Annotated in this window: 11 protein-coding genes; 1 reads left to right on the top strand and 10 read right to left on the bottom strand. The window is 60.0% G+C overall.

Going from position 1 to position 13,217, the window contains the following annotated elements:
- The first annotated feature begins 22 nt into the window (after nucleotides 1-22).
- Complete coding sequence (gene pgi, locus L904_RS01690) at nucleotides 23-1,648, top strand: glucose-6-phosphate isomerase (protein WP_035265053.1); 1,626 nt, start codon at nucleotides 23-25, stop codon at nucleotides 1,646-1,648.
- 61 nt (nucleotides 1,649-1,709) lie between these two features.
- Here pgi and L904_RS01685 read toward each other — a convergent pair whose 3' ends face one another.
- The 10 genes from L904_RS01685 to L904_RS01640 all read right to left on the bottom strand — a co-directional run bounded on the left by L904_RS01685 (nucleotide 1,710) and on the right by L904_RS01640 (nucleotide 13,191).
- A complete protein-coding gene (locus L904_RS01685) occupies nucleotides 1,710-2,438 on the bottom strand; it encodes an esterase family protein (RefSeq protein WP_035265050.1) in 729 nt (242 codons plus the stop codon).
- Nucleotides 2,435-3,400, bottom strand: coding sequence for an acetylxylan esterase (locus L904_RS01680; protein ID WP_035265165.1), 966 nt, complete (start codon nucleotides 3,398-3,400; stop codon nucleotides 2,435-2,437). Before L904_RS01680 ends, L904_RS01685 begins: the two co-directional genes overlap by 4 nt.
- A 124-nt stretch (nucleotides 3,401-3,524) precedes the next feature.
- A complete protein-coding gene (locus L904_RS01675; RefSeq protein WP_035219136.1) occupies nucleotides 3,525-4,451 on the bottom strand; it encodes a carbohydrate kinase in 927 nt (308 codons plus the stop codon).
- A gap of 100 nt (nucleotides 4,452-4,551) precedes the next feature.
- Nucleotides 4,552-5,250: an orotate phosphoribosyltransferase gene (locus tag L904_RS01670; RefSeq protein WP_035265048.1), complete on the bottom strand. Its 699-nt coding sequence runs from the start codon at nucleotides 5,248-5,250 to the stop codon at nucleotides 4,552-4,554.
- A 167-nt stretch (nucleotides 5,251-5,417) separates the two neighbouring features.
- Nucleotides 5,418-6,455, bottom strand: a complete 1,038-nt coding sequence (pyrC, locus tag L904_RS01665) for a dihydroorotase (protein ID WP_035265162.1) — start codon at nucleotides 6,453-6,455, stop codon at nucleotides 5,418-5,420.
- A 113-nt stretch (nucleotides 6,456-6,568) separates the two neighbouring features.
- Nucleotides 6,569-7,606, bottom strand: a complete 1,038-nt coding sequence (locus L904_RS01660; RefSeq protein WP_003520015.1) for a 4-hydroxyproline epimerase — start codon at nucleotides 7,604-7,606, stop codon at nucleotides 6,569-6,571.
- 129 nt (nucleotides 7,607-7,735) lie between these two features.
- A complete protein-coding gene (locus tag L904_RS01655) occupies nucleotides 7,736-9,058 on the bottom strand; it encodes an alpha/beta hydrolase (RefSeq protein ID WP_035265045.1) in 1,323 nt (440 codons plus the stop codon).
- A 186-nt stretch (nucleotides 9,059-9,244) separates the two neighbouring features.
- Nucleotides 9,245-10,741 (bottom strand): acetyl-CoA hydrolase/transferase family protein, encoded by a 1,497-nt coding sequence (locus L904_RS01650; RefSeq protein WP_035265043.1) that lies wholly within the window; start codon nucleotides 10,739-10,741, stop codon nucleotides 9,245-9,247.
- A gap of 290 nt (nucleotides 10,742-11,031) precedes the next feature.
- Nucleotides 11,032-11,832 carry a phosphodiesterase gene (locus tag L904_RS01645; RefSeq protein WP_035265039.1) on the bottom strand — a complete coding sequence of 267 codons (801 nt, stop codon included), beginning with the start codon at nucleotides 11,830-11,832 and terminating at the stop codon, nucleotides 11,032-11,034.
- A gap of 66 nt (nucleotides 11,833-11,898) precedes the next feature.
- A complete protein-coding gene (locus tag L904_RS01640) occupies nucleotides 11,899-13,191 on the bottom strand; it encodes an ABC transporter substrate-binding protein (protein ID WP_003503651.1) in 1,293 nt (430 codons plus the stop codon).
- Between the last annotated feature and the right edge of the window lie 26 nt (nucleotides 13,192-13,217).

The raw sequence follows: 13,217 nt of genomic DNA, 5'->3' as shown, positions 1-13,217 counted from the left end.
CACGGAAGCCGAGGAGCACAAGATGCAGGCCACCATCGAAAAACTGAAAGTAACGGCGAGCAGCACAGCCGCAACCGATCTTCGCGCCGCGTTTGCGGCCGATGACCAACGATTCAGCCGTTTCAGCGCGAAATTCGATGACCTGCTGATGGACTATTCCAAATGCGCGGTGAATGAAGAAATCGTGACGCTCCTCGAGACGCTGGCCCGCGAGGGCGGCGTCGAGGCCAAGCGCGAGGAGATGTTCTCCGGCAAGGCCATCAACTTCACCGAGGACCGCGCCGTGCTGCATACCGCGCTGCGCAACCGTTCCAACACGCCCGTTCTCGTCGATGGCAAGGACGTGATGCCTGACGTGAACGCCGTTCTCACCGCGATGGGCAAATTTGCCGATGCGATCCGCTCCGGTTCGCTGAAGGGTGCGACCGGCAAGAAGATTACCGACGTCATCAATATCGGCATTGGCGGTTCCGATCTCGGCCCCGTGATGGCGACGCTGGCGCTTGCGCCTTTCCATGACGGCCCGCGCGCGCATTTCGTCTCGAACATCGATGGCGCTCATATCGCCGACACGCTGAAGCTTGTCGACCCGGAAACCTCGCTGTTCATCGTCGCGTCGAAGACCTTCACCACCATCGAAACCATGACGAATGCCGCCACCGCGCGCCGCTTCATCGCTGAGAAACTGGGTGAGGCAGCTGTCAAGCATCACTTCGCCGCCGTTTCCACCGCGCTGGAAAAGGTTGCCGCCTTCGGCATCGAAAGCGACCGCATCTTCGGTTTCTGGGACTGGGTTGGTGGACGCTACTCGATCTGGTCGGCCATTGGCCTGCCGCTGATGATCGCCATCGGGCCGGATAATTTTGGCAAGTTCCTGGATGGTGCGCATGCCATGGACAGGCACTTCCGCGAAGCGCCGATCCGCGAAAACCTGCCGATGCTGCTCGGCCTCATCGGCTTTTATAACCGCAACGTGTTGAATTATCCGACGCGCGCGATCCTGCCCTATGATCAGCGGCTGTCGCGTTTCCCGGCTTATTTGCAGCAGCTCGACATGGAGTCGAACGGCAAGGGTGTGACCATCGACGGCACGCCCGTCGAAGGCCAGTCCGGCCCGGTCGTCTGGGGCGAGCCCGGCACCAATGGCCAGCACGCCTTCTACCAGCTCATCCACCAGGGCACGAGCGTCATTCCGGCGGAATTCATGATCGCGGCCAACGGTTTCGAGCCCGAACTGCGCCACCAGCACCAGCTTCTCATCGCCAATTGCCTGGCGCAATCGGAAGCGCTGATGAAGGGCCGCACGCTTGCCGAAGCGAAAGCCCAGCTCACCTCCAAGGGCATGGAAGACAAACTTGCCGATTTCATCGCGCCGCATCGCGTCTTCACCGGCAACCGCCCCTCCATCACCTTCGTCTACGACAAGCTGACGCCGTTTGCCCTTGGCCGCCTGATCGCGCTTTACGAGCATCGCGTTTTCGTCGAAGGCGTGCTGTTCCGCATCAACTCCTTCGACCAGTGGGGCGTGGAGCTTGGCAAGGAACTGGCGACCGGCCTGCTTCCCGTCGTGGAAGGCAAGGAAAGTGCAGCCGGCCATGACAGCTCGACGCAGGGGCTGGTGAAGGCGCTGGCGGGACTGGCGGGCTGAGGGACGTTACGACCGCGATCTAAAAAGCCGGAGACACCTCCGGCTTTTTTAATGTGGCGGCTCAAATATAAAGCGCCGCCATCTTGCGCCACGCGCCCGCCCGGTGGGCGCGGCCATCCCAGACATGCATCCGATGCCCCACATGCTTCTCCGATAGAACCCGGCTGAGGTGATGATTGTTGTCCAGAAACGGGTCGGCATCGCCGATGGTGAAAACCATGTCGATGCGGCGCAGGTGTTCAAGCCGCCATGGGCAGGCGAGGCCCGGCAGGAAATGGCTCGGCATGTGGAAATAGACATCGTCGTCGTAATAACCATCGAACAGATCGCCGAAGGATTCCACCTTCATCGTCAGGTCATAACGGCCGGAAAAGGCGACGAGCTTGCGAAAAAGATGCGGGTGGCGGAAGACGAGGCTCGCGGCCTGAAACGCACCCAGACTGCAACCCTGCACGATCGTATCGCTATTCGGGTTTTTCTCGGCCATCAGCGGCAGCACTTCGTTCAGAATATAGTCTTCGAAGGCGGCATGCCGGCGAATGCGATCGGCGGGATGATGCCCGGCCGCGTAGAAGGTCTCTCTGGCCAGCCCCTCTATGCAATAGAGCTGAAGGTGGCCCGCCTCCAGCTTGTCGGCCAGACTGCCGACAAGACCAAGTTCCTCATATTCGAAGAAACGCCCGTCGCGGGTGGGAAACATCAGCACCTTGGCGCCGGAATGTCCGAATATTAGCAGCTCCATGTCGCGATGGAGCCTTTGACTATACCAGCGGAGATATTCGCGTTTCATGGTACCTTGAAAAACCGTCTGACCTTGTCCTTATGGACCGCATCTTGCGATGCGCTGTCAGGGTAATCGAAATGCCCGGCGTCGAGGATGAATATTTCATTAAATTTTGATTTTGGCAGCGCATTGGCCACCGCGAACTGGCAGGGCGGTGCGACCGCCGGGTCGAAAAGCGCGGGCGCGATCAGCATCGGCACTTTTATGCGGGTGGCGGCACAGGCGGCATCGAACAGGCGCAGCGTCTCAAGCAGGTTGGCATGGGTCTTCTGATAGGTCTGAACCGCATCCGCGCTGCCGACGGTCGGCAACGTCAGCCAGAACGGCCGGTGTCCGAATGTCGGTACGACAAGATGACCGCGGTCTATGCGCTCGTCGAAAGGGATGGCCAGGGCACCGATGCCGCCGCCGAAACTAATGCCGCTGTAACCTACCTGCCCTTCCAGCCAGGGATAAAGGCTGATGAGCGTGGAAACGGCAACCCACAGATCGTCGACGCAGCCGCCGATGATGTAGTCGTCTTTCCTGTCGATATTATAGAGAACATGAAGCGCCGGGTCGGACGAGATCGGCGGACACGCGCTCAGCGAAAGCCCGCGAAAACAGGGAAACAGCAAGGCTGTTTCTTCCACCGGCACGTCGAAATCGGGTTCCCCTCGCCCACCATAACCATGGCCCACAACGAGGCCGCGACGCACCTGCCCTTCGCGCGGCAAAAGCAGCCACCCGCCGATGCGAAAACCGCCGGTGGAGGTGTAGGTTATATCGAGGACATGCCAGCGGGGATCGCTGAGCCTGCTCTTGCGCAGCACCGGCCGGGGATCCGTGGCGAGCGCGCGGCGATAGCGCTTTTTCCAGAAATCATCGAAGCCCGGCGGCGCTTCGGGCGGGGTGATGGCCAGCAGCTGCTCGCGCTGCATGCCATAGGTCGGGTCGAAATCAAAAGGATGGGACTTGGGAACGCTCATGCGATGCTTGTTTCGTGAAAAAACAGCGGACACAAGCTTCATAATATCGAAATAACGGTTTTTTACGGCTTTAAAGCCGGGAAGAGTGTTGAACCACCTTTTCAAAATGGTTCAACCGCGCTCATCACAAACCGATTTCATGCGCAAAGGGCGGATTCGCGCCCGCCCGCGAAACGGTGACAGCGGCCGCTTTCGCGCCCAGCGCCAAAGCCTTCCTGATCTGGTCTTCCGTCAGCGAGGCAACCTGGGCCTTGGTCAGAAGGCCCTGCATTTTCAGCGAGGCGAGAATGCCGGCATCGAAGGTATCACCCGCGCCGACAGTGTCGACCACTTCCACCCGCTCGGAGGCCACTTCAACCTTGAGATTGGCGCTATACCCCACCGCGCCCTTGGCGCCACGGGTGACGACGACCAGTTTCGCACCATGGTGCAGCCAGTGGCGGGCAAGCGTGTCCTCATCGCCTTCCAGCCCGAACCAGGCAAGGTCTTCATCCGAGAATTTCACGATATCCGACATGGCCGCCATGCGACGGATGCGGGCCATGTGGGACTGCTTGTCCTTGATGAAGCCGGGGCGAATATTCGGATCGAGCGAGATGACGCGGCTTTTGTGCTCGCGTGTCATCAGCGCCTCATAAGTACTGCCGCAGGGCTCCGGGATGAGGCTGATCGCGCCGAAATGCAGCGCCTCGCAATCCGCGCCCAGTGCCGGAAGCTCCGCCTCGGTAATCATCCGGCCGGCGGTGTTTTCGTCGTAGAAGGCATAGGTCGCATGGCCATCCACCAGCTTCACGAAGGCGATGGTGGTCGGCCGCGAAAGGGTGGCGCAATAGCTGAAGTCGACATTGCTGGCGCGCAGGGTTTCCCGCAGGATATCGCCCATCATGTCATCGGAAAGACCAGTGAAGAAGGCGGATGGAACGCCGAGACGCCCAAGCGCAATCGCCGTGTTGAAGACCGCTCCGCCTGCATAGGGGGCAAAACCCGCCTCACCCAGAGTCGTCTGCCGGGGCAGCATGTCGATCAGGGCTTCACCACAACACAGGATCATTACGGTCCTCCTCAAAACAGCAAATCAAATGGACTTAAATCGATTTAGACGAAGATCGATCGGAAGGCCAGCCGCAAAACCGGGCTGGCCGCATCCGAAATTAAGATTGCGGCAATTCGCTGACACCACCGCGTTTTGCCGACCACGGCAGCGGGTTATCGAGGAAGGCTTCGACCTCGGAGAGGGTCTTTTCGTCGAACAGTTTTTCAGCCCGGGCAACCGCCAGAACATCGCGCCAGGTGGTCAGGTAATGCAGCTTGACATTGCCGTTGGCGAAGCGCGCTTCAGCCTCTTCGAAGATGCCGTAATAAAACAGCGCGATGCCGTGATCGACAATGCCGCCCGACGCACGGATGGCATCGATGAAGGTGAACATCGAGCCGCCGGCCGTCGTCAGATCCTCGATGACGAGAACGCGTGCGCCTTCCGGCATATGGCCTTCGATCTGGGCGTTGCGGCCATGGCCTTTCGGCTTCTTGCGGCAATAGATCATCGGCAGGCCGAGGCGCTCGGCAAGGAAAGCGGCGAAGGGAATGCCCGCCGTCTCGCCGCCTGCCACACAGTCAAACTTCTCGAAACCGGCCTCGCGCATCACCGCCGCCGCCGCAAAATCCATCGCCGCCGAGCGGATGCGCGGGAAGGAGATGAGCTTGCGCATATCGATGTAAACCGGGCTCTTCATGCCCGAAGCGAAGGTGTAGGGGCTTTCGGAATTGAAGTGGACCGCCTTGATTTCCCACAACATCTTCGCAACCAGTTCCGCAACGACGGCGCGGTCAGTGAATGTGAAATGGTTCATAGGCGTTCTCCTTTTTCGGCCTTGGTTTATCGCTCCGAAAACCCGGATCGGTTTTCGGAAAGCACAACATCTCGGTTCAGCATTGCAGGTATCCGCAGGCGGCACAGAAGGGCGAATGCCTGGGGACCATAACAAAACCGCCGGCAGTGCCGGCGGTTACTAAAAAATCAACTCACATCCCAATGGAGCGGGAACATCGGATCGAACACGGTAACCGGCCCGGCGCCCGTCTCGATTTTTTCAGGAAAGGCCACCGCTTCCTCGCGCTTGACCAGCGTGACGGTTTCCTCGTTCGGCGCAAGACCATACCAGGCCGGGCCGTTGAGCGATGCGAAGGCTTCCAGTTTATCGAGGGCGTTTTCATCCTCGAAGACATGGGCAAGGCAGCTCATGGTGTTGATCGAGGTATAGATGCCGGCGCAGCCGCAGGCGCATTCCTTCAGCGGGTCCACATGCGGAGCGGAATCCGTGCCGAGGAAGAAGCGTGCATCGCCCGAAGTCGCGGCAGCCCGCAGCGCCAGCCGGTGCTCTTCGCGCTTGGCGACGGGCAGGCAATAATAATGCGGCTTGATACCGCCAACGAGAATGGCGTTACGGTTGATGATGAGATGGTGGGTGGTGATCGAACCGGCGAGGTTGGCTTTGGACGACTTGATATAGTCCACGCCGTCACGGGTGGTGATGTGCTCCATCGTCACCTTGAGTTCCGGCAGGCGCTGGCGCAGAGGCTCCAGAACCGTATCGATGAACACCTTCTCACGGTCGAAAATATCGACTTCCGGCGTCGTCACCTCACCATGCACGCAAAGCGGCAGACCGATCTTCGCCATGCGCTCCAGAACCGGCATGGCCTTGTTGAAATCGCGCACACCGCCATGGGAATTGGTGGTCGCACCCGCCGGATAGAGCTTTACGGCAGTGATGAGGCCGCTTTTTTTGCCCTCTTCCACATCGTCGGCCTGCGTGTCCTCGGTCAGATAGAGGGTCATCAGCGGCTCGAAACGGTCACCCGCGGGAATTGCCTTGACGATGCGTTCGCGATAGGCGCGGGCATCGGCCGTGGTGACGACCGGCGGCACCAGGTTCGGCATGATGATGGCACGGGCGAAATGGCGGCTCGTATCCCCGATCACCCCTTCCAGCATTGCCCCATCACGCAGGTGCAGGTGCCAGTCATCAGGGCGGCGCAGGGTGAGCGACTTCATCGGGATACCTCGGAGCATGACGGAATTGGCGCCCGCTTAGCATCTTTTGCCGCGGGAAAACAGCCGCCAAAGTTCATCGGGCGGCTGTAAATGTCATTTTTTTAAAGCATGCCTCAGATGTTGCCCGCTTCCGGCCCCCAGACATCGGTCATGGCGAAACCATCGGCCAGCGGATCAAACGGATCGAGACCCACCTGATGCAGCCCGAAGGTGAAGCCGCGCCCGGCAATGGTGGGGATGACAGCCGGGCGGCCCGCCACCTCGGTGACGGCGGAAAGGCCGACATCGAATTCCGAACCGATGATCGAGCGGGATTTATACTCGTCTCCCACCTTCACCTTGCCGCGCGCATAAAGCGTGGCGAGATTGGCGGAATTACCTGTGCCGCAGGGCGAGCGATCCGCCCGGCCCGGCCACATGGTGGTGCAGGTGCGGATGGAGCCATCCGCATCCACATCGCGGAACATGACATAGGCGACACCGGAAATGGCCGGGATTTCCGGATGAACGACGGTCATTTCACGGTTGACCAGATCTTTCAGAATCATGCCCGCCGAGACCAGTTTGGCCGCATTGGCCTTTTCGATCGTCAGGCCGATCTGGCGGACATCGACGAGCGCATAAAAAATGCCGCCGTAGGAAATATCCATCGTCACCCTGCCCCATTCGGGCGTGTCGATGCTGACATCCAGCTCATGCACGAAGGATGGCACCATGGTCAGCTTGACCTTTTCGCAACGGCCGTCGCGGCAGGTGGCCGTGGCCTTGACCAGACCGGCGGCCGTTTCGAGGATGATGACGGTTTCCGGCTCCTGCATTTCCACCATGCCGCTTTCCAGCAGCGCCGTCGTCGCGCAGATGGAATTGGAACCGGAGCTGGCATGCGCCTGATCCGGCTGGAGAATGACGAAGGCGGCGTGCGCATCCGGGTGCTTCGGCGGCAGGAGAAGATTGACCGATCCCATCGGCGTGCCGCGCGGCTCCAGTGTCAGAAAGCGACGAAGCGCCTCACCCTGCGGATCGGTATTCATCCAGTGAAGCTGTTCGGCCACCGTGTTGCCGGGAATTTTCGGCGCGCCGCCGGTGACGACACGGCCGATTTCGCCTTCGCAATGAACATCGAGAAGCTGGAGGGTGCGTTTCCAACGCATGGTGGTCTACTCCGGAAGTTGGGTTGTTGACCCGACCATACAGATAAAAATACAAGCTGTATACAAATCTGCGAGGGCGAGATGATGAAAACCGCTTACGGTTTCACCATCGCGCTTTTGATCTTTGATCTATCGGTTACGGCACTCTGCCCGGTTTCGATTGGGGGCCGCCTCGCAATTCACTCTCGATGACTGAACAGCCTGATCGTCCACCACGGAACCGGCGGTATCGCCCACCGATCCGACGGTATTTTCCACGGAGCGGCCGAGCCGTTCCACTTGCCTGCCGTAATTTTCACGCGTGCGCGGATCAAAGACCGCAATCGGCGCGCTGACCACGACGCTCGCCGCCGTCCCGACGGTTTGCGCAGCGCCGATGCTGACGGCACCCAGCGCCTCACCCAAGCCGACATCGGAATCCGTCACCGTCTGTCCGGCGATAAGGCGGTCGCCGATAAGCCGGACAACCTCGGGGCTTTCGGCAAATTTGCCGTGATTCAGTCGGTCGCCGGATTGCAGCTTGGTCAAATCCAGAACGGTGATGCCGGCCTTTTCAAGCTCGCTGCGATAGGGTTCGACCGATGGGTCGATCTGGCCGAGACGATCGACATTGCCGGAAATACGGCGTGACAGGCTGAGAGCGCGATCATCCTGCGAAACGAACAGGGTGAATTTCGGCGGGGTTTTGCCGAGGCTTGCGAACTGCCGGCTGAACACGTCCACATCGAGATCGGGTGCGGCGAGAATGACATTGCCGATCTTCGGATCGACCCGGCCATTGCGGATGGCCATCTGGCGCAACGCCTCCACCGCAAGCCAGGTGCCCATGGAATGGGCCATGACCGTGACCTCGCCGATGGACTTGTCCTTGGCGAGGCGGGTCAGCATCTCCTCCAGCGCATCGCGCGAGTAGTTGGTGCTTTCCTTGTCGTAATTATAGTCGAAAATGCTCGCCCGCGACGGCCAGGTGAAGACCACCGGCACGACATCCGTGCCGGAATCATGGACGATCTGGGCGAAGCGATAGACGGATTCTTCGTAACGGTTATTGAAACCGTGCACGAAGACCAGGACGCGGCGATCCTTCTGGATATGTTTGCTGATCCAGCTTCGTGTCTCGGCTTCGGAGCGAATGGGCTCCACCGCAACCGTGGTGAAATCCTTCAGCGGGTTCGGCGGCAGTTTCTTCGGCCATTGCACCTGCCCGACCTTGCGATTGGCATTGGGCGGAATGGAAACCGTCACCGCATCCACCTTCAGACCCGTTCCACGCTCGCCGCCAAAAAGCACGGCGGCGTTTTCCGATGGTGCGCGGGTGGTGGCGACCAGAAGATTGACCGGTGTGGTTCCCGCCACGGTCTGCCCCGTCGGCGTCATGACCCCAATCGGACGCCCCCCGCAGCCGGCGAGCAGGGCGACAATGGCGATCATGGCCACGAAGCGAATGGGCATCACGTTACTCTCCTACAACCCAGAGGCAGCCGGACAGCAGCCGGGGGAGAGGATTTTCTACCGGAGGCGGAACAGACGCGCCAGCAACCACAGCACAGGAGCGGACAATTTCCGCTCCTGTGTGTCCAAACGGACCCAATTGCGCTGCTGTCACACCGGCAACGGGGCGCCTTCTAAAATGCAGGCCTATTTCTGCGGCAGCATCGTGCCCCTTTCCCGCAGAGCCGCATGCCAGGAGAGCGCTTCTTCGATGAGATGCGGCGTGTGCCCACCCCGCGCCGCCGCCCGCCGGTAATAATCCGTCAGCGCATCGCGATAATCAGGATGCACGCAGTTCGCGATGATGACCGCCGCGCGCTCGCGAGGCGCCAGCCCACGCAGATCGGCAAGCCCGATTTCGGTGACGAGAATATCGACATCATGTTCAGTATGATCGACATGGCTGACCATCGGCACGACGCTTGAAATGGCCCCGCCCTTGGCGATCGATTTGGTGACGAAGATGGACATATAGGCGTTGCGGGCGAAATCCCCCGAACCGCCGATGCCGTTCATCATGTGCGTTCCGCCGACATGGGTGGAATTGACGTTTCCGTAGATATCGAATTCCAGTGCCGTATTGATACCGATAATGCCGAGGCGGCGGATGACTTCCGGGTGGTTGCTGACCTCCTGCGGCCGCAGGATAAGCCTGCTCTTATATTCCGCCAGTCGCGGCATCACCTGCTCGTTCATGGCGGAAGACAGCGTGATCGACGAACCGGAGGCGAAGGTGAGCTTGCCCGCATCAAACAGTTCGAAAGTCGAATCCTGCAGGACCTCCGAATACATTTTGAGATCGTGAAACGGCGTATCGATGAAACCGTGCATCACGGCATTGGCAATGGTGCCAATGCCGGCCTGGAGCGGCTGGAGCTCATGGGTCATGCGGCCGTGGCGCACCTCATTCAGCAGGAACTCGGTGAGATGGCCGGCAATGGCCTTGGTCTCGTCATCCGGCGGCAGCACGGTTGAAAAACTGTCGCTCTTATCACTCAGCACGATGGCGGCGATCTTTTCCGGTGGCACCGGAATGAACGGCAGGCCGACACGGCTATCCGTGGCCACCACCGGAATGGGCATGCGGGTCGGGCGCTTGGCGGGAATGAAGATGTCGTGCAACCCCTCCAGCACCTCGGGCTGCGACAGGTTGATTTCAACGATCACCTTGTCGGCCAGAATGGCGAAGCTCGCGGAATTGCCGACGGAAGTGGTTGGCACGATGCCGCCTTCCGCCGTGATCGCCACAGCCTCGACAATGGCGATATCGACCCCATGGATCTGGCCGCCGCGCAATTGCTCGACCGTTTCGGAAAGATGCTGATCGATGAACATCACCTTGCCGTCATTGATCGCCCTGCGCAAAGCCGGATCGGACTGGAACGGCATGCGGCGCGCCAGCATGCCCGCCTCCACCATGGTCTTGTCGAGATCGTTGCCGAGCGACGCACCGGTCATCAGGGTGATTTTCATGGGGTTCGTCTTGGCGCGCTCGGCCAGCGCCAGCGGCACCGCCTTCGCTTCGCCGGCGCGCGTAAAGCCGCTCATGCCCACCGTCATGCCGTCCTGAATGAGACTGGCGGCCTCTTCGGCGCTGACGATCCTGTTCAAGAGGGACGCGTTGCGGATACGCTTTTCAAGCATGCAATTCTCCATGATCTGTCATCACGATGGCACGGCATTCGGCTGGCCACCTTTCGGCGACTATGGCGTGCAGTTTCATCGATGAAACTGACATAGATCAAGGGTGCGCACGGAACCATGGTTCCGATGCATCACATCCCGTTCAACAAACCAGAAGTGGCGCATCGGCGCGACAGGCCACGGGGGTCTTCTCACCACCGCAGGCTTGCAATCGTCAAAACCTCTCCCTCACCACCGCCAACAGGCGACGAGGCGAAGGTCATCTCCATGCAACACGGAAACGTCCGGTGTCAGGGACCTTCGCAGACAGGCGCCTGACCGAGCACGACCTGCCCCACTTCCGCATCATAGGCGCGCAGACCGAATGCGCCCAGGCTTATGACCCGGTAACAGGGATTGCCGCCCGTCCACAGAGGATCGACAACATCGATATCGGTGATGAAACGGTGCGCGCAGGCCTGACCGGAACTGTAGGCGATGCCTTCGGCGGTCGTACCGGCCATCGGCACATGGATATGGCCAAAAATGATATGACGTATACCGGCCGGATGAGCGGCGAGACGGCGCATGACAGCACCGTCATCATGCATGCCGATATGTTCGAAATGGCGGATGCCGCAATCCATCGGCGGGTGATGAATGAACACCGTCACCGGCAGGTTGCCCGCGCTTTCCAGCGCACTCTCCAGCCATGCCAGACGATCCGCACCATACATGCCGCCGATCACATCGGCCTCATGGCTATCGAGAAACAGCAGCCGACCGAATTCGGTATCGATGAAGGACTGGATATAGCCGTTATCGTCACGCGGCTGCTCCGGAAAAGCCGCGACGAATTCCGGGCGGCGGTCGTGATTGCCGAGCATCAACTGCACGGGGATCGAGACGGGCGCGAGAATATCGCGCAGCAGCTCATAGGCTTCCGGCTCGCCGTAATTGCAAAGATCACCCGTCATCACAAGAAGATCGGCGTCGGCATGTTTTTCGACAATATCGGCCACCGCCGCGCGCAGCTGCTTTTCCGGGTCGACGCCGTTTACAGCAATGCCGGGGGGGACGAGATGGGTGTCGGTGATCTGGATGATCTTCATAACAGGTCTTTCTGCGCAAAATAGCTGCGGGAACGGATTTCCCCGCAGCCTTTTCGATGGTTTTGCTTATTTCAGCAGGGCGTTGGTCTGCTCGACGATCTGCTTCAGACCAGCTTCCGGCGTCACCTCACCGCGCATGACGGTGCCGATGATGTCGCGCTGGGTGCGCCAGATGCGGACGGAATCGCCACCCGGATAACCTGCCCAGGGCAGAGAACGGTCAGCCTGAAGCGAAGCGGTCTTCACATTCGGGTTCTCGACATAATAGGGAGCGAGGAAGTCCGGGCCGGTGGCCAGCTTGTTGGTCGGCAGGTAACCGGTGATGCGAACGATGGTGTTCTGCGCTTCCGGACCGGTGATCCACTTCAGGTACTTCCAGGCGGCGTCCTGCTTGGCCTTTTCCTGGGTCAGGATAACAGCCGAGTTGCCGCCGGTCGGAACGCCGCCCTTTTCCTTGTTGTCGAGCGGGAAGGTCGCGGTCTTCAGCTTGAAGCGGTCGCCGACCAGACCCTGGATCGTCTGAACATGGGCAGGCGTCGAGAAGATGAAACCAGTGAGGCCTGCACCGAACTGCTGGCGCGACTGATCCCAGTCGAGCAGGTTCTGGCCGCCTTCGGTGACGAACTGACGGGTCATCTTCAGGGCGTTGAGGCCGATCTCGTTGTCGAAGCCAACGGTCTTGGCCTTCTCGTCAACGAGCTTGCCGCCCTGTTCGACGATGAGCGCCTGCCACAACCAGTCATCCGGCCAGCCGTTGATGTCGTAGCTCATGCCGGCGAACTTCGGGTCGAGAGCCTTGATCTTCTTTGCGAGAGCAATGAGTTCCGCAAAGGTCGTCGGCATCTTGTCCGGGTCGCCGCCAGCCTTGGTGACGAGGTCGGAGTTGATGTAGATGATCGGCGAGGAGGCGTTGACCGGCAGGCCATACTGCTTGCCGTCGATCTGGCCGAGTGCAGCCATCTTAGGGCTGTAGTTCTTGTCGAGGAAGGCCTGACCGCCTTCAGCCTGAATGAACGGGCCGAGATCGGTGATCTGGTTGCGCGGTGCGAGCGTGTGAACGAGTTCCGCCGTCAGGTTGTAACCCGAGAAATAAACATCCGGCAGATTGCCCGTTACGGCGGAGCGCAGAACCTGCTGCTGGCCTTCATTGTAACCGGCGGCCGGAGCGAGGAAGTTGATCTTCACGTCCGGGTTCTTCTTCATGAATTCATCGGCCAGCGGCTGATGGAACTTGGTGAAGCCCGGCAGGTTGTAGAGAACGTTGAGCGTGATTTCATTAGCCAGAACCGGCTGAGCGAGGCCCGCAAAAGCCATGCCGAGAGCCAGACCGCCCATCACAGCGCGTCGGTTGAGTTTCATGTCAGTCTCCAGAGAGGTTGGGAGGA

The organism is Agrobacterium sp. LY4, assembly GCF_001526585.1.
Lineage (GTDB): Bacteria > Pseudomonadota > Alphaproteobacteria > Rhizobiales > Rhizobiaceae > Agrobacterium > Agrobacterium leguminum.
This window is presented reverse-complemented; position numbering and strand designations above follow the sequence as displayed.

What these genes read in the sequence shown, in the direction of transcription:
- L904_RS01655 (WP_035265045.1), bottom strand. Translation starts at nt 9,058, where the DNA reads ATGCCCATTCGCTTCGTGGCCATGATCGCCATTGTCGCCCTGCTCGCC.
- L904_RS01645 (WP_035265039.1), bottom strand. Translation starts at nt 11,832, where the DNA reads ATGAAGATCATCCAGATCACCGACACCCATCTCGTCCCCCCCGGCATT.
- L904_RS01680 (WP_035265165.1), bottom strand. Translation starts at nt 3,400, where the DNA reads ATGAGCGTTCCCAAGTCCCATCCTTTTGATTTCGACCCGACCTATGGC.
- pgi (WP_035265053.1), top strand. Translation starts at nt 23, where the DNA reads ATGCAGGCCACCATCGAAAAACTGAAAGTAACGGCGAGCAGCACAGCC.
- L904_RS01685 (WP_035265050.1), bottom strand. Translation starts at nt 2,438, where the DNA reads ATGAAACGCGAATATCTCCGCTGGTATAGTCAAAGGCTCCATCGCGAC.
- L904_RS01670 (WP_035265048.1), bottom strand. Translation starts at nt 5,250, where the DNA reads ATGAACCATTTCACATTCACTGACCGCGCCGTCGTTGCGGAACTGGTT.
- L904_RS01675 (WP_035219136.1), bottom strand. Translation starts at nt 4,451, where the DNA reads ATGATCCTGTGTTGTGGTGAAGCCCTGATCGACATGCTGCCCCGGCAG.
- pyrC (WP_035265162.1), bottom strand. Translation starts at nt 6,455, where the DNA reads ATGAAGTCGCTCACCCTGCGCCGCCCTGATGACTGGCACCTGCACCTG.
- L904_RS01640 (WP_003503651.1), bottom strand. Translation starts at nt 13,191, where the DNA reads ATGAAACTCAACCGACGCGCTGTGATGGGCGGTCTGGCTCTCGGCATG.
- L904_RS01650 (WP_035265043.1), bottom strand. Translation starts at nt 10,741, where the DNA reads ATGCTTGAAAAGCGTATCCGCAACGCGTCCCTCTTGAACAGGATCGTC.
- L904_RS01660 (WP_003520015.1), bottom strand. Translation starts at nt 7,606, where the DNA reads ATGCGTTGGAAACGCACCCTCCAGCTTCTCGATGTTCATTGCGAAGGC.